At 49.9% G+C, this 22,593-nt stretch carries 23 protein-coding genes; 15 read left to right on the forward strand and 8 right to left on the reverse strand.

Translation table 11 applies throughout. The features are described 5' to 3' along the window. Positions 1-86: 86 nt before the first annotated feature. Positions 87-920, reverse strand: coding sequence for a glutamate racemase (gene murI, locus P3339_RS10280; RefSeq protein WP_282953318.1), 834 nt, complete (start codon positions 918-920; stop codon positions 87-89). A gap of 228 nt (positions 921-1,148) precedes the next feature. Here murI and P3339_RS10285 point away from each other — a divergent pair, with 228 nt between their 5' ends. The 9 genes from P3339_RS10285 to P3339_RS10325 all read left to right on the forward strand — a co-directional run bounded on the left by P3339_RS10285 (position 1,149) and on the right by P3339_RS10325 (position 9,467). Beyond that, positions 1,149-2,525, forward strand: a complete 1,377-nt coding sequence (locus tag P3339_RS10285) for a DNA recombination protein RmuC (RefSeq protein WP_020413037.1) — start codon at positions 1,149-1,151, stop codon at positions 2,523-2,525. Between the two features lie 6 nt (positions 2,526-2,531). Continuing rightward, entirely contained in the window at positions 2,532-2,924 is a 393-nt protein-coding gene (locus P3339_RS10290; protein WP_282953319.1) for an AEC family transporter, read from the forward strand. Then, the gene (locus P3339_RS10295; RefSeq protein WP_282953320.1) at positions 2,849-3,460 is read left to right on the forward strand and encodes an AEC family transporter; all 612 of its coding nucleotides are present in this window, start codon (positions 2,849-2,851) and stop codon (positions 3,458-3,460) included. The genes P3339_RS10290 and P3339_RS10295 overlap by 76 nt, the downstream gene beginning before the upstream one ends. After that, positions 3,460-3,924 (forward strand): DUF2489 domain-containing protein, encoded by a 465-nt coding sequence (locus tag P3339_RS10300; protein WP_282953321.1) that lies wholly within the window; start codon positions 3,460-3,462, stop codon positions 3,922-3,924. The genes P3339_RS10295 and P3339_RS10300 overlap by 1 nt, the downstream gene beginning before the upstream one ends. Before the next feature lie 682 nt (positions 3,925-4,606). Continuing rightward, entirely contained in the window at positions 4,607-4,939 is a 333-nt protein-coding gene (locus tag P3339_RS10305) for a hypothetical protein (RefSeq protein ID WP_282953322.1), read from the forward strand. An 836-nt stretch (positions 4,940-5,775) separates the two neighbouring features. Next, a complete protein-coding gene (locus P3339_RS10310) occupies positions 5,776-6,234 on the forward strand; it encodes a hypothetical protein (RefSeq protein ID WP_020413032.1) in 459 nt (152 codons plus the stop codon). A gap of 1,002 nt (positions 6,235-7,236) precedes the next feature. Continuing rightward, complete coding sequence (locus P3339_RS10315) at positions 7,237-7,890, forward strand: hypothetical protein (protein ID WP_020413030.1); 654 nt, start codon at positions 7,237-7,239, stop codon at positions 7,888-7,890. A gap of 276 nt (positions 7,891-8,166) precedes the next feature. Further along, positions 8,167-8,370 carry a Sec-independent protein translocase family protein gene (locus tag P3339_RS10320; RefSeq protein ID WP_020413028.1) on the forward strand — a complete coding sequence of 68 codons (204 nt, stop codon included), beginning with the start codon at positions 8,167-8,169 and terminating at the stop codon, positions 8,368-8,370. 173 nt (positions 8,371-8,543) lie between these two features. Further along, entirely contained in the window at positions 8,544-9,467 is a 924-nt protein-coding gene (locus P3339_RS10325) for a DMT family transporter (protein WP_282953323.1), read from the forward strand. Between the two features lie 302 nt (positions 9,468-9,769). Here the strand turns inward: P3339_RS10325 and P3339_RS10330 are convergent, their stop codons facing one another. After that, positions 9,770-10,183, reverse strand: coding sequence for an Rrf2 family transcriptional regulator (locus tag P3339_RS10330; protein ID WP_282953324.1), 414 nt, complete (start codon positions 10,181-10,183; stop codon positions 9,770-9,772). 116 nt (positions 10,184-10,299) lie between these two features. Here P3339_RS10330 and P3339_RS10335 point away from each other — a divergent pair, with 116 nt between their 5' ends. Then, positions 10,300-11,199, forward strand: a complete 900-nt coding sequence (locus tag P3339_RS10335) for an NAD(P)/FAD-dependent oxidoreductase (protein WP_282953325.1) — start codon at positions 10,300-10,302, stop codon at positions 11,197-11,199. 121 nt (positions 11,200-11,320) lie between these two features. Here the strand turns inward: P3339_RS10335 and P3339_RS10340 are convergent, their stop codons facing one another. From P3339_RS10340 to P3339_RS10355, 4 genes are all read right to left on the reverse strand, one after another. Beyond that, complete coding sequence (locus P3339_RS10340) at positions 11,321-12,706, reverse strand: L-serine ammonia-lyase (protein WP_282953326.1); 1,386 nt, start codon at positions 12,704-12,706, stop codon at positions 11,321-11,323. Between the two features lie 187 nt (positions 12,707-12,893). Next, positions 12,894-13,871 carry a tRNA 5-methoxyuridine(34)/uridine 5-oxyacetic acid(34) synthase CmoB gene (cmoB, locus tag P3339_RS10345; protein WP_282953327.1) on the reverse strand — a complete coding sequence of 326 codons (978 nt, stop codon included), beginning with the start codon at positions 13,869-13,871 and terminating at the stop codon, positions 12,894-12,896. Between the two features lie 6 nt (positions 13,872-13,877). Continuing rightward, positions 13,878-14,621, reverse strand: a complete 744-nt coding sequence (gene cmoA, locus P3339_RS10350; RefSeq protein WP_020413022.1) for a carboxy-S-adenosyl-L-methionine synthase CmoA — start codon at positions 14,619-14,621, stop codon at positions 13,878-13,880. Between the two features lie 119 nt (positions 14,622-14,740). Continuing rightward, positions 14,741-17,650 carry an insulinase family protein gene (locus P3339_RS10355; RefSeq protein WP_282953328.1) on the reverse strand — a complete coding sequence of 970 codons (2,910 nt, stop codon included), beginning with the start codon at positions 17,648-17,650 and terminating at the stop codon, positions 14,741-14,743. A gap of 175 nt (positions 17,651-17,825) precedes the next feature. Here P3339_RS10355 and P3339_RS10360 point away from each other — a divergent pair, with 175 nt between their 5' ends. The 3 genes from P3339_RS10360 to P3339_RS10370 are packed head-to-tail and all read left to right on the forward strand — an operon-like array spanning position 17,826 to position 19,666. Beyond that, entirely contained in the window at positions 17,826-18,557 is a 732-nt protein-coding gene (locus P3339_RS10360; protein WP_020413020.1) for a DUF599 domain-containing protein, read from the forward strand. Beyond that, on the forward strand, positions 18,544-18,882 hold the full coding sequence (locus P3339_RS10365; protein WP_282953329.1) for a nucleotide pyrophosphohydrolase: 339 nt from the start codon (positions 18,544-18,546) through the stop codon (positions 18,880-18,882). Before P3339_RS10360 ends, P3339_RS10365 begins: the two co-directional genes overlap by 14 nt. Continuing rightward, on the forward strand, positions 18,872-19,666 hold the full coding sequence (locus P3339_RS10370) for a methyltransferase domain-containing protein (RefSeq protein WP_282953330.1): 795 nt from the start codon (positions 18,872-18,874) through the stop codon (positions 19,664-19,666). Before P3339_RS10365 ends, P3339_RS10370 begins: the two co-directional genes overlap by 11 nt. Here the strand turns inward: P3339_RS10370 and P3339_RS10375 are convergent, their stop codons facing one another. Continuing rightward, positions 19,667-20,194: a DnaJ domain-containing protein gene (locus tag P3339_RS10375; protein WP_282953331.1), complete on the reverse strand. Its 528-nt coding sequence runs from the start codon at positions 20,192-20,194 to the stop codon at positions 19,667-19,669. It lies immediately after the preceding gene. Positions 20,195-20,358: 164 nt separating this feature from the next. Here P3339_RS10375 and msrA point away from each other — a divergent pair, with 164 nt between their 5' ends. Both msrA and P3339_RS10385 read left to right on the forward strand, forming a co-directional pair. Further along, positions 20,359-20,982, forward strand: a complete 624-nt coding sequence (msrA, locus tag P3339_RS10380; RefSeq protein WP_020413015.1) for a peptide-methionine (S)-S-oxide reductase MsrA — start codon at positions 20,359-20,361, stop codon at positions 20,980-20,982. 325 nt (positions 20,983-21,307) lie between these two features. Then, the gene (locus tag P3339_RS10385; protein ID WP_020413014.1) at positions 21,308-22,048 is read left to right on the forward strand and encodes a YopT-type cysteine protease domain-containing protein; all 741 of its coding nucleotides are present in this window, start codon (positions 21,308-21,310) and stop codon (positions 22,046-22,048) included. A 151-nt stretch (positions 22,049-22,199) separates the two neighbouring features. Here the strand turns inward: P3339_RS10385 and P3339_RS10390 are convergent, their stop codons facing one another. Continuing rightward, the gene (locus P3339_RS10390; protein WP_282953578.1) at positions 22,200-22,556 is read right to left on the reverse strand and encodes a sulfurtransferase; all 357 of its coding nucleotides are present in this window, start codon (positions 22,554-22,556) and stop codon (positions 22,200-22,202) included. Between the last annotated feature and the right edge of the window lie 37 nt (positions 22,557-22,593).

Below are 22,593 nucleotides of genomic sequence, written 5' to 3' on the forward strand. Positions count from 1 at the left end.
AAGGGCTTGTTATTCGGGGAACGGTCGCGGTTTGTGACGGAACTGTCAACTCCGTTGCGCGGTTCTCATCATGTAATGGCTTGTTGTTAGGGTTTAGATGCGAGGGGTTCGGCAACTGGAGCGAACTCGCTAAAGGCCCGTTCTATATTGCCGGTTAGGTCAACCGTGCTGGTGATCAGGCGGCCAGTGTTTGGGGCGTCCGGCAGCATCAGTTCAAGTTCTTCCAGCCACCAGCGCACTCGCCGGGCGATGGCTTCGCCGGAATCCAGCCATTGGATTGAGCGAGGGGCGAATTGGTCCAGTTCTTCCCGCAGCAGGGGAAAGTGGGTGCAGGCCAATACGGCAATATCCACTTGGTCGCCGCCGGCGGTGTGGAATACGCGGTGCAAGACTGGCTCCAAATCCTCTGCGGTGATGGCTTCGCCGCGCAGTTTGCTTTCCGCCAGATGCACCAACTCTGGTGCGGGCACATTAATTACCCGGTTGCCGTTGGCAAATTGCTCGATCAGTTCGCGGGTGTAGCGGCGATTGACGGTGCCTTCAGTGGCAATCAGGGCAATAGTGCGGGAACGGCTGGCGGCAGCGGCGGGTTTCACCGCGGGCACAACGCCCACTACGGGTTTCTTCAGGGATTCGCGCAGTTGGGGCAAGGCCAGGGTGCTGGCAGTGTTGCAGCCCACCACTAAAATATCGGCCCCGCAGTGCTCCATCATGGCTTGGGCCTGCTGGACGATCCGGGGGCGCAGCTCTTCTTCGCTTTTATTGCCGTAGGGGTAAAAGCCATTGTCCACACCCAGGTGCAGGGTCAGGCCCGGTATCAGGCGGCGGATTTCCCGCGCAATGCTGACGGCGCCCACGCCGGAATCAAAGATCAGGGCGCTGGGGGCTGGGCTATCTGGGTGGGCGCTGTGTTTGTGCATGCGTTCTGGAGTACCAACATCGAAACCAATCCTCCAAGAATACCTCAAAACTCCACGAAAATTCCCGTTGCAGGTATCAGGGAGCAATAGCATCCTCTGGCGGACGCACTTTCCATAGTCAAACTGGTAGAATGGTGGTTTCGCCTCTAGCTAGGCAAGCCAGTGGGGATAGGCCCCTGGCAAAATCCTGATTTATCCACCTCTTTCCGGGTCTGGGAGTACCACTCTATGCCAGCGTTCCCGCTGCAATTGAATGCCGATCATGCGGTGATGGCGGCTGTTGCCATCTTGTTTCTGTTGGGCTTGGTGTTTTGGTTGGCGCGAGCCAGTAGCCGCCGCGCTTTATTGCAAAGCCAAGCCGCTTTGCAGGTGGCTCAGGCGCGTATCGATAGCAGCCGCGAGCGGGAGTCCCAGCTTGGGGTTGAGGTGGAATCCCTGCGTACCGAGTTGGCGGACAAGCTCCAGCAGCTCACGCGAAGCCAAGTGCTGGTAGAAAAAGGGGAGGCGGCCCTGGCGGAGCAGCGCAAGCTGATGGAGCAAATGCGTATAGCCATGGGTGAGCAGTTCGAGAATCTGGCCAACCGGATTTTTGAAGAGAAGCAGCAAAGCTTCGTGCGCCGCAGTGAAGACAGCCTGCGCAAAAGTCTCGATCCGCTGGAGCGCCAGCTGGGGGATTTCCGTAAGCGAGTAGAACATGTCTACGATCGCGAAAATGCTGAGCGCAACAGCCTGCTGGGTCAGATTAAAGCATTGCGCGAGCAAACCCAGCGCATCAGCGATGAGGCCCTGAACCTGACTTCGGCCCTAAAAGGTGACCGCAAGATTCAGGGTAACTGGGGTGAAGTGGTGCTGGAGCGCTTGCTGGAGGAGTCCGGCTTGCAGAAGGGGCGCGAGTACGAAACCCAGGTAACCCTGACGAGCGATGGCCGCAGGCGCCAGCCGGATGTGATTGTGCGCCTGCCGGAAAACAAAGACCTGATTATCGATTCCAAGGTCTCCCTGGTGGATTACGAGCGCTACAGCTCGGCGGAAACCGATGAGGAGCGCACCCAAGCCCTGAAACAGCATGTGAATTCCCTGCGCGCCCATATCACCGGCCTTAACAAGAAAGCCTACGAGCAGCTGGAGGGTGTGCGCACCCTGGATTTCGTCTTTATTTTCGTGCCTATTGAGGCTGCGTATATGTTGGCTATGCAAGCGGACCCTGACCTGTTCCGTTTCGCTTATGAGAAGCAAATTGTCCTGGTGAGCCCCACCAGCCTGATGGCGACCCTGCGCACCGTCGAGAATATCTGGCGCTACGAGAAACAAAACAAGAACGCGGAAAAAATCGCTGACGAAGCCGGCAAGCTGCACGATCAGTTTGCTATGGTGCTGGAGTCACTGGATGTTCTTGGTGACCGCCTGCGCCAAGCGGATGATGCCTACCAGCAGACCTATAAGCGACTGGCGACAGGGCGTGGTAATGCGGTGAAGCGTATCGACAGCTTGCGTAAGCTGGGTGCTAAAACCCGAAAGCAGATTTCTGCGGATTTAAGGGAGCGAGCGGATCAGCCTGAGGTAAAGGGATTGCCACAGGCTGAGGAAGCCGCCACGGAAGAATAATTTTTTATGGAAAATCTTGTATTCGCGCTATCAGTCACAGGGCCGATTTTCCTGATGATTATTGGCGGATACCTGCTCAAATATAAAGGGATAGTACGAGACAGCTTTATTGATGATGCCTCCAGGCTTGTTTTCCACGTGGCATTACCAGCACTGCTTTTTATTAATATCTATTCCTCGGATGCCAACCCCGCGCAAGAAATAGACCTGCTTGTAGCAGGGGTTCTCGGCACTTTTGTGATGCTCCCTTTGGCATGGTTGCTGGCGCGGCCGGTATCGCCAATGGATCGCAGCGCTTTTATCCAGGGGCTTTTCGTGGAAATGTGGCGATTGTCGGCCTTGCCTGGATCGAAAAAGCCTACGGAAGCGAGGGTGTTTCCAATTCCGCAGGGTTGGTAGCGGCACTCACGATTCAGTTTAATGTTATCGCCGTCGCTCTTTTCGTGCTTTACAATAAGGACAGAAAATTTGGCTGGCGGGTGATGCTGTGGGAGCTGGTCAAGAACCCTCTAATCCTCGGTGTCATTGCAGCCATTGTGTGCCGTTTATTGGCTGTAAGGCTGCCGGAAGTACTGCACGATACCATTCAGTATCTTGCATCTGTGGGCTTGCCATTGGGGCTTATTTGTATTGGTGCCAGCATGAAAATGCGAACACTGATGCGCAGTTCCCCTACGGCGCTGGCGGCCTCATTACTTAAACTGGTTGTTGCCCCGATTGTCTGCCTGTTGATTGGTTTGGCATTGGGCATGAGCCCTGAGTACTTGGGATATTTGATCCTGATGGCGGGTGCTCCCTGTGCGATCTCGGCCTTTGTAATGGCCCATGCTATGGGTGGGAACAGCCAGCTTACGGCCAATATTGTGGGGCTCAGCACATTGCTCTCTGTTGTTACTGCCAGTATCGGGCTGGCATTGCTTAAGGTGTATTTTTAATGACCGTTTTCCCAATCTGGTTGCTTATTCTTGCAGCAGTAATCATTTTTGCTCTCGCTATTGTGGCTGGCTACTATCTTCGCAAACTATCAGTAGCGCAAAAGAAACAGGCCGAACAACTGGCGGAGCTGGAGCAAGCTGCCGAAGATCAGCGCCAAAGAGTAAACGACAGCATCCAGATTATTGCCCGCACCTTGTTGGATGATGGAGTAGGGCTTACCGAAGCTTCGATTCGTATTCGCGTTCTTTTGGATGCGCTTCAGGTGGAAGACAAAGTACGTGAAGAGTTTGTTGCTTTTTATACCATCGCAGAGAAAACCAGTCATATCCCAATTCTAAAAGACTGGAAGGCATTGCCGCGTAAAGAACAATTTCAATATGAGTTAGAAATGGCACAAATAGAGGCAGATTATAAAGACTTTGCGATAGATGCCGCTAAACGTATCCTTGGCCGTACTTTTTGAAGTTGGGTAGCCAGATGATTGGCTGGGATAGCTCTTTATTTGTTAGTCAACGGGTAGTAATCTGCCCGTTGTTTGGAGAGTTTAATTCTTTTATTTCTAGCTTTTTGCAAAGGTTACTTTGTAGGTGCTAACCCGCCTTAAAATTTATTTTTTATGCATACTGCATTTGCGCGGAACTTATTGATCCCATTTTTTCGCAAAATGAAATCAAAATTTACTGACTCTACTGGCAGTATTCAGTGAGAATTAGTAAGTGATTTTAAAAGTAGTCCTGCTTATCGCTGTGCTGACATACTTCGCACGTTCATCAAATTAGCTTTATTCGGCAATTTTTGGGGTGCCGGTGTACTTTCGTTGAACTTTATTTTTGGTGGTTTCCATTTGAATGTACTCATTGGCACCGTAATTTCATTTGTCACCGCGTTAGGTGTATTCAAGCTGCTTGATCATCTTGAGGGGGCTGGAGCTTGGTACTGGATCGCGTTTTTGATCGCTATCGGAGCGTCCGTCATATTGGCCTGAATGTGAACTTGTTAACAGGGCTTATCCTTAAGTAGCAACAAAATGCTCTAAACAAGAAAGTAAGAAACTTGATGCTACGTCAAGTCGTTAGCACACTTAAATAAGCTGATTGACTTTCCTTTGAAGCTTTGCGCATACGTTAAAAGTTTTGGTGTCTAAATTGAAGAAATTATTAATATACTTTGTCTCGCTCTTTTTTGCGGTTGCTGCATATTTTCTTACGTTTTCGGCATTTTATGAGTCATGGTTTCCCTACTACTATGAGGAATACCTTTCTTATTTTTTCCTGGCAGGGCTTGCAGTAATTGTACTCTTGCCATTTGCTGCTGCAGTGGCGGGCTCAGAAAATAGTATGAGCTATTTTTCAAAATATATAAGCTTAGCTGTCATATTTCATTGGGCTGTAGTAGTTTTATCTGTGGTGGTTTTTGTATACATGTTATCTAATGGCGTATTAATCAATGGGTCTGGTATTTATAGGGCGGCTCCATAAAGTAAATTGACATAATAAAGATAGATAGTGCAGCTCCGGGCAGAACACCTTACGCTTTGTTTGATTTCTGTGCTCTCAGTTTGCATGATAAATGAGTAGTATCGATAGCCTCTTTAACGGGGATTAAGTTATCTAGTGAGAAAATACGATGTTTGGAATTTTGAAGTATATTGGACTTGTGATAATCGTAAGTTTGGGGTTTGGTCAAACCTTTGTTTATCAAAGAGTAAAGAAAAAATGGAATTCTCTCCCTGTAGTTGATGCAAAAATAAAAACCTCAAAATTAAATAATTTTACGAATGCGGAGGGGCAAAGGGTATACGAGGCACAAATCGAGTTTGAGTATGAGTACATGGGCGTCAAGTATAGTTCAGATACTCCATTACTCAGGTCCCCCCAATTGTTTAAAAATAACAATATCGAGCATGATCTACTGAGTCGATATAAAGAGGGGGAAGCGTGGCGGTGCGTGTAATGCCCAGCTCCCCAAAAAATGCATTTATAGAAATGGAACGGTTCAGTAAGTTGTCTGCAGTTGTGATTCCAGTACTTATAGTTATTTATAGTTTGGCTGTATTCGGCTATGGATGGTTGGTGACTGCGGCAGTGACACGCTAGTAACGTATTGTTAGTATAAATGGTGTAATATGATGCTGTAGAGGAAAAGCTTCTCTATTTGAAGTTTTATGAATATCGTTTTCGTCATGAATGGTTTAAGCCTGAGTGGAGTTTATACATTAATTAAACGCATAGAAGGATAAGCGGTTGGCTTAATAATCCAATGCATTGAATGCATAGTATTGCTTTTAGCTTTAGCATTAATCTAGGGAGGGAGTATGAGGCTGGGAATTTTGATATTCATATCGATCGTATTGTGGGTTATTTCAGGAATCATTGCATTTTATGGTTTTGAGAGTCTGGATCAGGCGAGTAACTTTGGAGAAAGTTTTGGTGCGATCTCATCTCTGTTTTCCAGCTTTGCTCTGGCCTTAGCAATTTATTCTATGGTGTTGCAACAGAAGCAAAATGATCAGTTTGAAAAGTATACTTTAACTGCTCTTGATCAACAGTCTAAACAAATAGAAATTATAAATAAAAGTATCGAAGAACAGTTGAAAACTGCAAAGGTAGCAGCAATTACAGCGCTGATTGATCGCGAGGAGCAGCGTATAGCTAATTTGAAAGAGTGGGGTGAGCAGAAGGGGGATATCAATAGGTACGAAAATGGGATAGCTGCTGCATCCAGACGAATTGAAAAATATAATGAGGATTTGCAGGCCCATGCGACATGCTGATAAAGGGTTGTAGTATGTCCTAGCTAGCAGTCTTCACCGGACTTTATTAATTTAGCTTGCCATGACTGCTGAGCTTAACTTAAGAGAAAACGCTTAATATTTACTTCATGATCAAGTACCTGACTACTCAGCAGTTACAATATAATCATTAGAGTTAAGTCTCCTGGTAATTCGACTAGTGTCTACGCTTAGGGGCTCTTCTTCATGGCTACATTTCATCCAAGCATTGAGGCATTGAAGTGTTAAAGTGAGATGAGGAGTCGCACATTTTTCTTGTTTTCGTAGACTTTGGCTTGCTCGACGGCAGAATGGCCAAAGATAAGCATTTCTAGAAGATATCATGGACCCTTTAAAATGGTGAAAGATGTAATCTTTGGATGCGTAAAAATTTGGAAGGTGACAACCCCAATTTAGGGTGCACTTCTATTAGGCTATATTATAGGTAACTACTGAGAATGTATATTTGTGATAGATGTGGGAAAAGAGGAAAGTCTAAGATCAAGCTATGGGTTGCAGGTGAAGATCCAATCGGTTTTATTTTTTTGTCTGTCGCTTTAATGGCCCCTATAGGCTTCATGACATACTTATGCATTATAACCCTATATCCTGAATCTTTCTTAGAGGAAGTATTTGCTTTTGAAGGTATGACTCAAATAGTCTTTATTGGGCTGCCAAGCCTATTAGTAGTTGGGTACTGGTATTACCGTATTGGGCATAAAGTATACGTATTCTTTGGAAAGTTTGTTAACTTTAAGTTTAGCTATGTCGCTATCTGCGAACCTTGTGGCTTAAGCTTGAAAGAGATTCATCTTCCCGGAGAATCTTGATATTTTAAGCTGTTGTTGTCCTTCCCCGAGGGAGAGTTTCTTGTGCTTAGCTACAGTTGTTTGCTTAGTATTTCTAATATCGGGATACCCTGGCAAGTTCAGATAGAGATGTGAAATACCAACCACCAAGGTCTACATTAAGTGGTGCTGAAAGCTTCATAAAGGTTTGCCTCGTATGAGCATAAAACCATCACGAATTTTATTAATAAATATTCTGATGACTGCTGCATTTTATGTGGCCGGTTTTGTCGCACTAGGCAGTTCGTATCCAACTATCGATTCAAGTGGCGAGCAGATTGTTCATTGGTTTTCAATTAACGAACTGAGCGCCCGGTTTTATGCTTGGACAGCGGCTTTTTTCTCACTTGGCCTCGCCATCTTTGGTGGGCAGATTTCTACATTGTTACCGAAGCCGAGTCGGTATATTTTTCTTGCAGGCGTGCTTGGATTTGCCATCACAGCCCAGGTTCAAGCTTGGCTATGGGCGGGGTTAGCACTTCATCCAGAAGGGCTGGAGCCAGCAGTTGCTCGCACAATCTTCGGCATATCTTCTTATTGGGGGCCTCTGGTGAATGGGTCAACAACAGCGATGGCGGTAGCGTTTTTAGCTATAGGGCCTGGCACATCTGTTGAGGTCCCACGCTGGCTTAAGTCGCTCAGTGTTATTTTCTTTCTTGAGCAGGCAATCGAAACTATCACTGTATTCGGATACAGTGGCTTTATAGCCCCAGGTGGAACTATGAATGTTTATCTTGGAGGTCTTATTGGATTTATTTGGGTTGCGGGGGTTGTGCGTTGGGCGATACCGCGCATAGACTTGCCCGCCTAACCAGAGAGTACTGTTGACTCATAATGCCATTAGTTTAGTGCTCTACTGATCTTGGGATTGGGCTTCATCAAAAGGAGAGTTCATGGGTAGCTTTGTGGTGGAAGCGTTAGTTGTGGCCTTGTTTCTCTTATACCCAGTGTGGCGAATATTTAAGCGTGTTGGACTGAATCCAATTTATAGTCTTACGTTGTTCATACCAGTTTTAGGGTTTCTGGTAGCTGGTGCTGTTTTGGCTGCATCTAGGTGGAGTGTCAGCACCAAAACTGAGGAGGTACAATGATGGGCGTTGGCGGAATTAGTCTTTGGCAACTCATCATCATTTTTGTAATCCTTCTCGGCCCGCTGCTAATCTTTGGTTCTGTAGCTAAGAAGGCTGGCTTTTCCAGATGGTGGGGCTTGTTACTTATAGTTCCTGTTGTCAATATAGTCTTGGTGTGGGTGCTTGCATTCGTCAAGTGGCCAGTGGAAGAGGCTTCTTAATAACGTTGAGCGTTATTCTCAGCGAAGTTGGTTAAATCTCTATTGTATTTATACTTCTTTCACCCCCTGAATGCAGGTTGGGAAGCCGGATTGCATAAGGTGTTCCTTACCTGATCATAATGGTTTTACCAGGACCCAGGGTTGGCCGGGCTCTATCTTCAGGAACTGAAAAATTGAATGTAAAAAGTGGTCGCGGAATACTTTTGAGCATTATGGCGATGCTTTGTTTAGCCGGTATGGATGCAACCGGTAAGCTACTCGTCCAAACCTATCCCATTGTTCAAATTATGGCAGTCCGCTTTGCGATGTTTTTTTTCATCGTGATCGTCACGGCTGGATTAACAGGCAAGCTCAAACAAGTTCGAAGTAAGATTCTCGGTACCCAAATACTTCGATCTCTTGTGCTTTTGATCGAGGTGACAGTATTTATCTTTGCATTCAGTATGATGCCGTTAGCTGATGTCCATGCAATCGCTGCAACGGCACCGCTGTTTGCAATATTGATGGCGGGATGGTACCTGGGTGAAGAGATAGACACGAGAAGTTGGGTGGGTGTTGCTATAGGCTTTATAGGTGCTTTGATCATCATTCGGCCTGGATTGGGGGTAATGAGTTGGCACACTTTGATACCGATAGCTGGGGCAATTCTGTGGGCTGCATATCAAGTTCTTTCACGCCGTGTCGCGCAGTTCGATAGCTCCAGTACAACGGCCTTCTATACGGCTTTCATTGGTCTGATTGTCTTCGGCGGATTAGCACCCTTTTACTGGGTAGAACCGACCTCAACAGGTTGGCAATTATTGATGTTGAATGGACTATTGGGTGCAATGGGTCACTATTTGCTCATCAAGGCCCTTTCCTATGCGCCCGCAACAGTTTTACAGCCCTTCAGCTATGCCTTGTTGTTTTGGGCCATCGTGATTGGTTTTATTATCTTTGGTGATCTACCCGATGGACTCACGCTACTTGGTGCTGCCGTAGTATTGGGAGCAGGGTTCTATGCTTCGGACGCAGGTCGCTCATTGAGTGGCTCTCTATCGGTTGCGTTCAAAAGGAGGTGGCGGGGTATCCAGCGTGAGTCTAAATCTGTGAATTAGTCTCTGCACTGTAGTGGTTTCTGTTTGGGAGCAGGAAATCGCTCGCAGCTTCTGAATAAGCAGGTACTCAAAAATAGCATCCGTAAATTCGGACCTTTTGCTGTTAGGAAAAGAGCGGGAAGGTGGCCTACGGGGTGAAGAAGTCGGCAGTTAAATTTGTATCGTAAATAATGTAATTGAGGATCTGGATGCACTAACCCTGCGCATCCAGATCTGTCTCGGCGGCTCAGGAATTGGGCGTTCGATCATTATGGCGAATTCAATCTTGGGTCAAGAAGAAATAGCGCACAGTATGGAAAAGTTCAGGTCTTAAATTCCGCTCCTAGTAAATCCAAAGTGATTTCTCCGAAACGCTTCAGCATCAGTTTCTCAGCTTCATTCATAACGTCTTTTAAGGAGGCGTTTACCGCATGCTCAATGGGGCAGTTGGTATGCTCGTCAGTTAGCCCAATAGTGAAAACCGATGCTTCACCCAGAGCCTTATGGATATCCAATAGTGTGATTTCATCTAGGGGCTTGGCCAGTGACCAACCTCCGTTATGCCCCTTGCTCGACCGTACATATCCCCGATCGCGTAACAGAGCCATGGTACGCCTAACCACTACTGGATTGGTGGAAAGCATTTCAGCCATTTTATCTGATGTGACTGGCTGATCAGTCATTTCAAGATGGATGAGTACATGTAGCACCCGGGAAAGCCGACTGTCCTTTCGCATAGTTCACCTTAGTCATTGAGCTCGTAGTATATCATGAAACATTTGGTGTTACGTGTGTTGCCATTTTTAAAAATATTGTGTAACAATTAAAGTTACATGATGATTGGGAGGTGACCATGGATATCGATGTTTTGATTGTTGGCGGTAGTTTTGCAGGTTTGTCTGCCGCGATGCAGCTTGTTCGTGGGCGGCGTAAAGTAGTGGTGTTGGATACAAACCAACCACGCAATCGCTTTGCTCGTGCGTCTCACGGTGTATTTGGTTTGGATGGAAAAAGCCCCGCCGAGATTCGGGCTACCGCACTATCCCAGCTTGCGCTCTATCCCGGTTTTCAGCTGGTTGAGGATGCGGCTGTAGGTGTTGAGAAATTGCGAGGCGGGTTTGAGGTAGCGGCAGAGAGTGATGCCGTTTACCGCGCAAAGAAACTGATTCTTGCCAGTGGTATCACAGACCAGTTGCCAGATCTTCCAGGTGTAAAAGAGTTCTGGGGTAAAAGCGTTATTCACTGCCCCTATTGCCATGGTTATGAGCTAAGTGATCGCCCCTTGGGTGTGTTTGCGACCAGTGAATTGTCTTTTCATCAGGCGGCAATGATTCCAGATTGGGGGGCGACAACCCTTTTTACTCAGGGGCAATTCAACCCAGAGGGAGAAGTACTGGGGCACTTGATTGATCGAGGTGTAGTACTAGAGGAGACACCGATTACCAATTTGCTGGGAGCAAAAGGGCAGTTGCAAGCTGTCTTGTTAGCTGATGGGAGGGAAATACCTCTGGAGGGTCTTTATGTTTCTCCAAAGGCTATGCTGGCTTCGCCGCTTATAAGAATGCTGGATTTAGCACTGGAAGACTCTCTAGTTGGCAGTATTGTGAAAGTTGATGCTTTTAAAGAAAGTTCTGTTAATGGGGTGTTTGTTGCGGGGGACCTGTCCAACCCAATGCAGAGCGGAACATTTGCGATCGCGTCCGGTACTATGGCTGGTGTCGCTGCACATCGTTCACTGATATTTAATAACTAGTAAATGCACCGTGTGAGAGTTATCAAAATCCCTTATTTCTAGGTGGGAGCAATGGGCTAAGAGCTGATGTAGGGGGAGTTGTGTTGTGGCCGAGGCAGTTACTTGCCCCGGCCTTAAAAACTCAGCAGTTAACCGCGTTTACAGCGAGCCCTCCGAGAGAGGTTTCCTTGTATTTGCTTTGCATATCGATACCGGTCTGGCGCATGGTTTCAATCACACTGTCGAGTGGAACTATATGGGCACCATCACCGCGCAGAGCCAGGCGTGCTCCATTGATGGCTTTTACTGCACCCATGGTATTGCGCTCAATACAGGGTACTTGTACCAGTCCGCCAATAGGGTCGCAGGTGAGCCCTAGGTTGTGCTCCATACCGATCTCGGCGGCGTTTTCAATTTGCTGATTAGTACCGCCTTCTACTGCTGCCAGCCCTGCAGATGCCATGGAGCAGGCTACGCCGATCTCTCCCTGGCAGCCGACTTCAGCAGCGGAAATAGAAGCATTCTTTTTAAATAGCATGCCAATGGCGCCAGCGGTGAGCAGGAATTTTACTACCTGGTCTTTCAGCTCTCCGTGAATATCCGGGTTGTGTACGAACTCTACGTAATAGGCAATTACCGCGGGAATAACACCGGCAGCTCCGTTAGTGGGGGCAGTCACGATACGTCCGCGTGCAGCATTCTCTTCGTTTACGGCCAGGGCGAACAGGCTGACCCAATCGAGGATAGCGAGGCCGTGGTTGCGTTCTTCCTGGCTCTGCTTATTCAATTCACGATAGAGTTCGGCTGCACGGCGGCGTACATTCAGGCCTCCGGGTAGGATTCCGTCCTGGTGGCAGCCTCGCTTGATAGAAGCGTCCATGACTTTCCAGATATTCCACAGGCGATCTTTTACTTCCTGCTCACTGCGAAAGGCTTTCTCGTTTTCCATTGCCAGTTCGGCAATGGTCCAGCCGTGCTGCTCGCAGGTTTTCATTAATTGCTCAGCATTGCTGAAATCATAGGGAAGCAGGGTGGCTATCTCTTCTTTGTGAGCAAAATCTTCCTCGGACAGTACAAAGCCACCGCCAATGGAAAAATAGCTGCGCTCGAACAGTAGTTCAGATCCGGAATATGCCTGGCAGGTCATCCCGTTTGAGTGTTGCGGCAGGAACTCTTCCATATGGAAGACCAGGTCACGTTCGCGAACGAATTCGATACTGTGGTCATTGTTTAGCACAAGGGCGCGATCACTCTGTATCGCAGCCATCTTGTCTTCGATGCTATCCACATCAATCGTATCTGGAGCCTGCCCCAGAAGGCCCATCAGTACGGCCATATCAGTACCATGGCCCACACCGGTTAGCGCCAGGGAGCCATACAGGTGCACCTGTACACGATCAGTGCTGGTTAGCTGGGAGCGAGAGCGCAGATCCTGCACAAACTGGCGGGCGGCGACCATAGGGCCCACAGTGTGGGAACTGGAAGGGCCGACACCAATTTTGAAGAGTTCAAAAACACTAATGCTCATAAATTTTCTCTGCGCTGGGCTGTCTACTTTCACAGCCCTCCCTTAAGGATATAGTTGCACCAATTGGGGGCGCACTTTGCCTTACAAGGCGCAACAATCAAGGTGGCAGTCAGCATTCCGTACAAAATTCTATTTGTTACGGATTTTGCGGAATTTATGATCTTCCTGATTCGTAGCGTAAGAGAAGCTACGGCGCTTCCGCGACCAGAACGGCACGTTTGGGCGCGGGGTGACCTTCGATGGTTTTATCTGGTGATTGTGGGTCCAGGAAATCCTCCAGTGATTCAAAATGCATCCAGTCAGTGCGGCGCTGTTCCTCCTGGCTGGTGACATTTAGGTCCACTGTTCTTGGATTGCGGAATCCGCATTTGCGTAACCAGCTTTCCAGGGTGGCGCAACTGGGGAAAAACCAAACATTGCGCATTTTTGCATAGCGGCCCTCCGGCACCAGGCAATCCCCCAGGCCACCATCGATCACCAGAGTTTCCAAAACTAACTGGCCTCCGGGGCGCAAGGTTTCCCGGAGCTCGCGCAGATGGTCCATGGGTGAGCGGCGGTGATAGAGCACGCCCATAGAGAAAGTGGTATCGAAGGATCGTAGATTGGATGGCAGGGCTTCAATACCCAGGGGCAACAGGTCTACCGGTTTTTCTTTGCCGAGGTATTTTTTCAGGGCATAAAACTGGGCAACAAATTTTGCCGATGGATCTATGCCGATCACACGCCGGGCGCCAGCACCATAAGAGCGCCAGCAGTGGTAGCCATTGCCGCATCCCACATCCAGTACCAATCTATTTTCCATAGGGGCCAGATGGGGTAATACGCGATCCCATTTCCAATCTGAGCGCCACTCGGTATCAATAGGAAGGCCAAAAATTTCCCATGGGCCCTTGCGCCAGGGGTGTAGTTTTCTCAGTTCCTGTTCCAGCAAGTGCAGTTGTTCAGAGCTTGCATCACTGGCGCTGCCAATGCGGACGCTTTGCGCAAGCTCTATATCTGAGGGTTTGATATCCGGTAAGGCTTCCATGGCTGCGCGCCAGTCGGGCAGGTCACCCCAGCGATGGGGGCTCAGGTTTTCGGCCACCTGATCGGGCAGCTGCGCGAGCCAGGAGCGCAGATCAGGGATATGTTGCAGGCCTTGGTAGAGTTGGGAGTAGTCGATCACGGGTACTTACTTTTCGGGGCTGCCTTTAATGGCAATGAGTGAGGCGAAATTAAAACACTGGAACCAGACATCAACACTGGTAAAGCCGACGTTCTTTAGCCGCTTGCGATGGGTATCCAGGGTTTCCGGGATCAGCACATTTTCCAGGGCTGAGCGCTTTTGGGCAATTTCCAATGCACTGTAACCGTTGGCAGCCTTGAAGGAATGATGCAGTTCAATCATTAATTCATTATGGGCTTTATCGGCGAAGTCCACTTTTTCTGAAATAATCAGGATGCCGCCGGGGCGTAGACCATCGTGAATTTTTCTTAGAATTTCCTCGCGCTCTTCCACCGGAATAAACTGCAAGGTGAAATTGAGTACGACTACAGATGCATTTTCAATAGTGACGTTTTGCAGGTTGTCGCAGATAAGCTGTACAGGTATTTCGCCGCTATCGGCTTCGAGCACGGTGCGCGCCTGATCTGTCATGGCTTTGGAGTTATCTACGGCAATAATTTCACAATCTGCTGCGGGGATGCGGTGACGCATGGCTAAGGTTGCGGCGCATAAAGAGCTGCCGAGATCGTAACAGCGGCTGCCTGCCTGGGCATAGCGCTCAGCCAAGGTGCCGATCATGGCGACGATGGTGGTATAGCCCGGAACCGAGCGCTTAATCATATCGGGAAATACTTGCACTACCTGGCGATCGAACTCAAAACCGGCTACCTGGCCCAGAGGACTCGCGTAAATATTGTCGTGTTTACTCATCTGAATTTCGCTGAAGGGTTACTGCGATTAACAGGCAGGCCTGGGGCCTGCCGGATGCGCGTCGGCTGCGGGATCTATCCCCGGCAATAACTTTACCGGGGATAGAGCACAGGGCTCTGTCAGAGTTTTTCTTCCTGCAAGTTGAGGTTTGCTGCGGCAGCCTGGCCCTGGGGACCTGTCACTACAGCGGTACTCGCCTTGCTCTGGTCCAGATAAGTGGCGCCCACTCGCTGAAGATCCTGCAGGGTCACTTCTGTTACCTGTTTGCGGAATTGCTGGCGTACTGCGTGGGTTCGACCGTAAAGGCCCGAGTGGAAGTTCTTCTTGGCTTCGCCGGCGGGGGAGCCTGGCTTGTCCAGTCCGCCGACGACACCGAGAACGGCTTCTTCAACCTGTTCTTCCTTGTGTTTTTCTTCAGCCAGCCACTGTAGAGAGGCATCGAAGTCTTGCAGAGTTTCTCCCATACGCGGATCGCGATAGGAATAAAAGCGAAACACTCCAATATTGCTGTCGTGTGCCGCACCGCCGCCGTAGGCGCCGCCCTGTTCGCGGATGGTGCGGTGCAGGAAGCCATTGCGGAGGAAGCCACTCAGAACAGACAGTGGTGCCGCGTCCGGGTGTGACATGGGCACAGTTGGGTAGGCCTTGGCACAGAAATTCACCTGGCTGTTGGCAATCCAAAGTTCTTCAACCCGCTTTCGTTCGAAAGGTGCTTCCGGATTTGCCGCGGTGGTACTGGGGTTGGAAGTGAGCGGCGACAGCGCTTGGCTGAAGCTGTCAATTTTATCTTCTTCACCTACCAGCAGGAATTGGCGTGGTGCAGCCAGGATCTTTTGGTGAATAGCCTGGAACTGCGCGGTAAGTTTCTGCAGGCCTTCCACTTTGTCCAGGTTGGCGACCAGTGCTTTTAAGTCGCGCAGGCCCAGCAGGCCGCCTGTGGCATGACTTTCCCAGGCGGCGCGGTTAAAGCCGGCACTCGCTGCGGCCATTGCCAGGGCATGACCATTACCAACTACGCCCTGCTCGCGGCGGGCCAGGGTCTGTAGTAATAATTCCTTGATGCGGGCATGCTCGTCGAAGCGGACCTGCTCCATAGTGGCCTGCATCAGTTCAGTCAGTTCCTCCTGGTTGCGCGATAACGCCTTGCCGGACAGGATAAAGTGGCCGGAAAGATGATCGAGGTTATCAATGGCAGTGCGGCTGCTGGTGAAACCATGTAAGGCTCCGGCTACGCGTGTCTGCCACTGTTGTACTTCCAGATAGTCCTTGTCTCCCAAGCCAACTTCACTCAGTACTTGGCAGTAGTAAGGCAGTAACTGTTTTTCTTCTTCAGTGAACTCCGGCAGGGCGCTGACCATCTGTTGGTAGACCAGGCCATTGGTGCCGGCGCTGTAGCGGGTTAATGTCTGGTTGCCGAGAGAGGTTTTTTCTCCCTCTACGTCCGGCAGTTCTGCCGGAATATCCTCGATGCCAACTTTTGGCAGAATAGAGGCGTCGTCTTCACGATTTTGCCGGTCGGCCAGGGCCTTGGCGGTTTCGACAATTTGCTCCCTGTCTTTTTCATTGAGGCGGGATTTGATCTGCGCCAGCTGGTCTTTTTCCGCCTGCTCCCGGCGTTCAGCCAGTTGGTCGTCAGGGCTCATTACCAGGCGCACACGGTGTTGATTATCCAGCAGCAGTTCGCGGGTTTTGTCGGCGATAAACCTGGGATCTTTAATCTGCTCGCGCAGTTTTTCCAAAGTGGCATCAATGTTTAACAGGCCGATGGGGTCGCCGCGGTGGGTGGCGCCAGTGAGGGCCGTGAGGATTAGCTGCAGGCCGTAGGGGTAGCCGTCGCCACCAATCTCGCGCTGTTGCAGCTCCAGTTGGTGCAGGCTGGCGGCAACCTGTTCGTAGGGAATCCCTTTTTCCGCAACTTCCTGCAGCACTGCCAGTACTTGCTTTTCCAGTTCGTCGGCGCTGTCGCGCTCGCTGCCTTCAATACCGCAGACAAAGACCAGCTCGCGTTGGGAATCGTCCAGGCCTACAAGCGGGGATGGGGAAGTACCCAGGTCGGTAGTTTCCAGCAGCTTCATCAGTGGGGAGGCGCTATTGTCCAGTAGCACTCCTGCAAGTAGATGAGCAGTAAGGGCTTCTTCCAAGTCGGTGACGTCACCCAGTAGCCAGCTCAGGACAATATGGGTTTTACCCTGCAGTGCCTCTCCGTTCAGCGGATAGTGCTCCTCAACTTTGAGCGGCGCCTGGTAACGGTCCTCGCGCCCAACGGCAATCATTTTTTCCAGCTGGTCGAACTTGTGCAGGGCCTTTTCTTCGAACGCTGCCTGGTGCTCTGCGGCGGGAATATCGCCAAAGGTCATAAAGATGGCATTGCTCGGGTGATAATGGCTGCGGTAAAAGGCCACCAGCTGCTCGTAACTGAGCTTGGGAATATCAGTAGGTTCACCACCGGAGTTATAGTGGTAAGTGGAAGTAGGGAACAGGTATTTACTCAGCGTATGCCACAGCTGTGAACTGACAGAGCTCATGGCGCCTTTCATTTCATTAAACACTACGCCCTTGTAAACAAGTTCACTTTTGGGATTATCTGCCTCGGCAAACTCCAGGCGATGTCCCTCCTGGGCAAAATCCAGTGGGTCCAGGCGCGCAAAAAATACAGCATCCAGGTAGACATCCAGTAGATTGTCAAAATCCTTGCGGTTCTGGCTGGCAAAGGGGTAGGCGGTCCAGTCGGAACTGGTAAAGGCGTTCATAAACGTGTTGAGCGAACGCCGGATCATCATAAAGAACGGGTCCCGCACCGGGTACTTGTCACTGCCGCACAATGCGGTGTGCTCAAGGATATGTGCCACACCGGTGGAGTCTTCCGGCACAGTGCGCAAGGCGACCAGGAAAACATTTTCCGGGTTGTCTGCGGCGATATGTAAGTGCTGTGCACCGGTAGTATTGTGGCGGTATTCCTCGACTCGCACGCCGAGAGAATCGATTTCTGCGCTGGTAACCAGTTTGAATGCAGGATGTGAGTTGCTCAAAAGACAGCTCCCTGGAGTTATAGGAAATTTTCTAGCCAGCCTCTGTCGCTGGCGAAAGGGCGCTATTCTACCGCTTGCACACACCGGAAAGACAGTGTTGACAAGGATGCCAGCAAGGCGAAGACTTCGCCTTCCAAAGCCCCGGCATAAATGTAGACGAACAGGGAGATAGAGGTTGTCCTGGTTGGATATCGCCAGCGTCACTGGCTTTTTTATTACTTGGGTCGGCTACACCATATTTGCGCGAAAAAAAGCCAAGGAAACCTGGTGCCTAACGTCCTCGCTGCAATGGTACCGGGTGGAGTGGATGCTGCGCATGCTTGACAGGGATATGCGTATGGCCGACACGGCGATCATGAGTAACCTGGAGCGGGTGATTGGCTTCTTCGCTTCTACCAGTATCCTGATCCTGGCGGGTTTGGTAACAGCCCTAACCGCAAATAAGGCCGCTATCGAAGTGATTACGAGCCTGCCTTTTGCTGAGCCAACCTCCGTCGAGCAGTTTGAGCTCAAGGTGATGCTGCTGATCCTGATTTTTATCTATGCCTTTTTTAATTTCACCTGGTCTTTGCGCCAGTACTCCTTTGCCAACGTCCTGATTGGCGCTGCGCCGCCGCCGGAAACCGGTGATCTCTCTGAGGAAGAGCGCCGCAGATTTGCGATCAGCATTGCCAAGGTGATCGATCACGCGGGCCACAGTTACAATTACGGCCTGCGCTCCTATTACTTTTCTATGTCAGTGTTGAGCTGGTTTATCCATCCGCTGCTCTTTATTGCGAGTTACCTCTTTGTGGTCTGCGTACTGTATCGGCGTGAGTTCTTGTCCAAGGCACTGAACTCCATTTTGGCAGCACGTGAGGGCGGTCTGGAACGTCAGCAGAGGAAGAAATTTGATGACCCATCGTGAAATCCTGGCGGCCTTCGACGCAGTGGCCGAAGCGCGCGGTTGGCAACCGTTACATTCTCCTAAAAACCTGGCAATGGCACTGTCGGTAGAGGTTGCTGAGCTTGGGCGATATTTTCAGTGGAAAGATAACAGCGAAATACAGGCTCTGATGCAAACTGAAGATTCGATGGGGATCGCCGCGGAGCTTGCGGACATCCAGATGTATCTCATCAAGCTGGCTGCGGTATTGGGGGTGGATTTGGATGCCGCCCTACGCGACAAAATTGATGAGAATCGTCGCCGCTGCGAGATAGCTTTGTGTAATGAGGAAGCCGATGAGCGTTAGTCGTTTTAGCGATCGCAACTTTGATGACCTGGCACACCGTTTTCGCAACCGTATCTATGGGGGGCTCAAGGGGGATATTCGCCTGGCGGTGCTGAACAGGGATCTGGCGCCGCTGCTCAATGGAAGGTCAGACTCTTTAAAAGTGGTGGATGCCGGTGGTGGCCAGGGGCATTTCGCTATGGATCTGGCGCAGGCTGGACACAGGGTTTTCCTGGCCGATATCTCTGCACAGATGCTAGAGCATGCCGCAGCTGAGGTCGAAGAGCGACAACTGCAAAAGCAGGTGACACTCCTGCATAAGCCGTTACAGGCATTGCCTGAACAGGCAGAGCTGCGCGAGGCGGATCTGGTGATCTGCCATGCAGTGCTGGAGTGGCTGGAAGAACCGCAGCAGGCGCTGCAGCATTTGCGCCGATTGCTGAAGCCCGGCGGATACCTGTCACTGACATTTTACAATCGCCGTGCGCTGGAGTTTCGTCTGCTGCAGCGCGGTAGCTTTCGTCAGCTTGAACGCAACATTGGAGAGGACTACTGGGGAGGGCATCCGGGCAGTCTCACCCCGCAAAACCCCTTGTTACCAGAGTGGGTGGAAGGATGGTTGGGAGAAGTTGGCTTTGATGTTAAGTGTCACAGTGGCATTCGCTGTTTCCACGATTTTATGACGCCCTCAATTCGAGAAAAATTGCCAGCGGCGGCGATTGTGCAAAAGGAGCTGGAGTACTCTCAGCTCGACCCATATCGGCAGCTGGCTCGCTATATGCACCTCCTCTGCAGGGTGCCCTGATTACAAAATACGCAACAATAACTCTTTGGCGGCGTTTACCCGGGATGCCAAGTAGTCATTGCCGCCACGATCCGGGTGTAATTTCTGAATCAGCTTACGGTGTGCGCCAATAATTTCATCTTTTCCCGCATTGGCGCTCACTCCCAGGATTCGCCGGGCTTCATGCTCGGTGAGAGGTGGGCCCTGATCCTTTTGAGCTGCTTTTTGCCCCTGCCAGTTTTCCTCGCCCTGTTGTTGATTTTGTTGCTGTCGGTTGCGGGAATATCGCTCAAAGAACGGTGCCATCCAGGGCAATAAACGGGTGAGTTGGTTAAGCAGGCGGCCGAGCACCGGCAGGATCAGAAGCACAGCGGCGCCAACCCAGTGCAGACGGCCACTCAGTGCGAGTAAAACGACGACTACCGCAGCCGCTAAAACTGTGGCCAGAAAAATCTGCTTGCGCTTGTTTTCAGGTGAGCTGGCCTTGATTTTCTGCCATGCATACCAGACTCCAATCAAGATAAGCAGTAGTAAGATTAAGCGTGCCAATGGCGACTCCTTTTATTGTTGATCTGCCAATTTTTAACCCAGTGATCAAATATCTCTCTGACCTGTTTGATCACTGGGTTAAACTGGCCTAAGTATGGCTCTGGGCGGATTAGCAGCTTATGGCTATCCTGTTTGAAGAAAATTTCAGCACTTGAGATAACAGTATGCAATACGACAAATTCCAGATACCGGATGCGGATCAGATTTTGCCTGGTCGGCCGCAGCCGATGGAAATCACTGGCGTCCACTTCGTTAATGGTAACTCTATCAAAGAGCCGTTCCCGGAAGATATGGAAGTTGCCATGTTTGGTATGGGCTGTTTCTGGGGCGCCGAACGTATATTTTGGGAAACTGATGGTGTTTTTGCCACCGCCGTTGGTTACTCCGACGGGGCGACAGAAAACCCGAATTACGACGAGGTATGCAGCGGGCGCACCGGGCACGCTGAAGTGGTTAAGGTGGTTTACGATCCCAAGGTTGTCAGCTATGCGGAGCTTCTAAAGCTGTTTTGGGACATGCATGATCCAACCCAGGGTATGCGCCAGGGTAACGACATTGGTTCCCAGTATCGCTCATGCATATTCTGCACCAGTGAAGAGCAGAAGAAAGAAGCAGAGGCCAGCAGGGATGCCGTGCAGGCGGCGCTGGATGAAAAACAGCGTGGCGAGGTGACTACTGAGATCAGTATGGCGCAGCCGTTTTATTACGCTGAGGAGTATCACCAGCAGTATATGGCGAAAAATAAGGAAGCGATTTGTCCGATCCTGCGCAATCCCATGCACGATTAGACCCCATATTGAATCAGTAATAGGTGGCATGAAAAGTGCCGCCTATTTTTTGATGTGATTTACGTCCCCCCTCATTTCCCTGCCTTTATAAAAACCCTCCCAATAAACGTTCCGGCGCTCAAATACTGCCAGTACTTTCCTTAAAAAATCAATTAAGACCAAAACCTAAAAAAATACGCTCAGGATCTAAAGCAGAAGGCTATGCGCTCTCGTAAAGTCTGGCTCATGACATGAGCTACAAGAGAGCCTCATCTCCACTGGAAGGTAGGTGTATCACTCGTGTTTGTCATGATTAATAAACTATCCATTCAGGAGGAATACTGTTATGGGGGTTGATCGTATAGCCAGGCGTAACAATGGTGTAAAAACCTGGGGCTTCTCCCAGTCCTCACCACGGGCTTATATTCATTATTTCAGATTTGGTAAGTTTGGAATTTGCGCATCTCTAGCTGCGCACTGGATAAAGACCAACGCACTGGACGATAAAAGTTTGCCGGATAAATTAGGCTTAACTCCCCGGGTCCATAATGCTGGTGCTTTTAGTTTTCGCACATATCGGTCCCTAAATATTGGCGAGCTAATAAAGGTGGGGCGGGATTTTCGTACCTGGACTTATGGAGGTGGTAGACAGGGATTAAATATCGAAAACTGGCTAATAAATCAGGGTTTGCATAAAGAAGATCGCTGGAGTTCAAGTGCAATTGCTGTTGCATTGAACAATATGGTTGTTATTCAACCGGGCCAGCCAGTACCTCCAGTTCAGCCAATTCCGCCAATTAATACGAGCCTGGTAAATGCGCTGCGCAGTTTACGAGATGCGTATGGATATATTACTTTCTCTGGCCGCAGAGCAGGGCACGCTGTTGCAGCCTGGGTTGCAGATGACAGGGTGAACTCTGATATAGGTGCGCTCTTTTTCGATCCAAACTATGGAGAGTACCGCTTTGCGACAAAAGGAGACTTCCTCAACTTTTTCGATGCGTATTACCGGCATGCCTATATGCGTGGTTGGATACAATTTCGTAGTGATTGGTCTGTTGATGCCTACATCAACAGGGTGTGGTGACGCATTGAGTGATTGTTGCCATTGAATAGGTGTGGGGGTAGATATAGCTGCCCTCACAGCAATGTATTTTCCGGCAACACTCAGGGACTAGGGTCCCCATTTACCGCCTTCCTTCGCACCTGGACCGGATAGGTAAACACGAGCGACTCACTCATTGTTGGTGCGCACACCAGTCGCTCCAGCTGCCGGGATAGAGCAGAGAATTTTTTCGACCGGCCAGGTATTGCCCAAAGAAATTCACGCAGGCAGTGACACCGGAACCACAATAGTTAAGCAGCGGTTTACCTTCTCCCAGACTGCCAAACTGAGCTTGCAGTTCCTGAGTTGACTTTACTTTCCCGGTATTTTTGTCCGTGACATTCTGCCAGGGTTGATTGATAGCTGAAGGGATATGACCGGCTATAGGATCAATGGGCTCCTGAATCCCATTGAAACGCTGGCTATCCCGCGCATCAACAAGCTGCCATGACGCGCCGTTTAAACCTTCCTTGACCGCCTCATAGTGCACCAACAGATTTTCTTTGGGTCTTGCAGTAAAGGATCCA

Origin of the sequence: Microbulbifer sp. MLAF003, from assembly GCF_030012965.1 — a bacterium.
In the GTDB taxonomy this organism is placed as follows: domain Bacteria; phylum Pseudomonadota; class Gammaproteobacteria; order Pseudomonadales; family Cellvibrionaceae; genus Microbulbifer; species Microbulbifer variabilis.

Bases quoted from the DNA above. Each gene is read 5' to 3' on its own strand.
- murI (WP_282953318.1), bottom strand. From the start codon at position 920: ATGCACAAACACAGCGCCCACCCAGATAGCCCAGCCCCCAGCGCCCTG.
- P3339_RS10285 (WP_020413037.1), top strand. From the start codon at position 1,149: ATGCCAGCGTTCCCGCTGCAATTGAATGCCGATCATGCGGTGATGGCG.
- P3339_RS10290 (WP_282953319.1), top strand. From the start codon at position 2,532: ATGGAAAATCTTGTATTCGCGCTATCAGTCACAGGGCCGATTTTCCTG.
- P3339_RS10300 (WP_282953321.1), top strand. From the start codon at position 3,460: ATGACCGTTTTCCCAATCTGGTTGCTTATTCTTGCAGCAGTAATCATT.
- P3339_RS10310 (WP_020413032.1), top strand. From the start codon at position 5,776: ATGAGGCTGGGAATTTTGATATTCATATCGATCGTATTGTGGGTTATT.
- P3339_RS10315 (WP_020413030.1), top strand. From the start codon at position 7,237: ATGAGCATAAAACCATCACGAATTTTATTAATAAATATTCTGATGACT.
- P3339_RS10320 (WP_020413028.1), top strand. From the start codon at position 8,167: ATGATGGGCGTTGGCGGAATTAGTCTTTGGCAACTCATCATCATTTTT.
- P3339_RS10330 (WP_282953324.1), bottom strand. From the start codon at position 10,183: ATGCGAAAGGACAGTCGGCTTTCCCGGGTGCTACATGTACTCATCCAT.
- P3339_RS10335 (WP_282953325.1), top strand. From the start codon at position 10,300: ATGGATATCGATGTTTTGATTGTTGGCGGTAGTTTTGCAGGTTTGTCT.
- P3339_RS10340 (WP_282953326.1), bottom strand. From the start codon at position 12,706: ATGAGCATTAGTGTTTTTGAACTCTTCAAAATTGGTGTCGGCCCTTCC.
- cmoA (WP_020413022.1), bottom strand. From the start codon at position 14,621: ATGAGTAAACACGACAATATTTACGCGAGTCCTCTGGGCCAGGTAGCC.
- P3339_RS10365 (WP_282953329.1), top strand. From the start codon at position 18,544: ATGACCCATCGTGAAATCCTGGCGGCCTTCGACGCAGTGGCCGAAGCG.
- P3339_RS10370 (WP_282953330.1), top strand. From the start codon at position 18,872: ATGAGCGTTAGTCGTTTTAGCGATCGCAACTTTGATGACCTGGCACAC.
- msrA (WP_020413015.1), top strand. From the start codon at position 20,359: ATGCAATACGACAAATTCCAGATACCGGATGCGGATCAGATTTTGCCT.
- P3339_RS10385 (WP_020413014.1), top strand. From the start codon at position 21,308: ATGGGGGTTGATCGTATAGCCAGGCGTAACAATGGTGTAAAAACCTGG.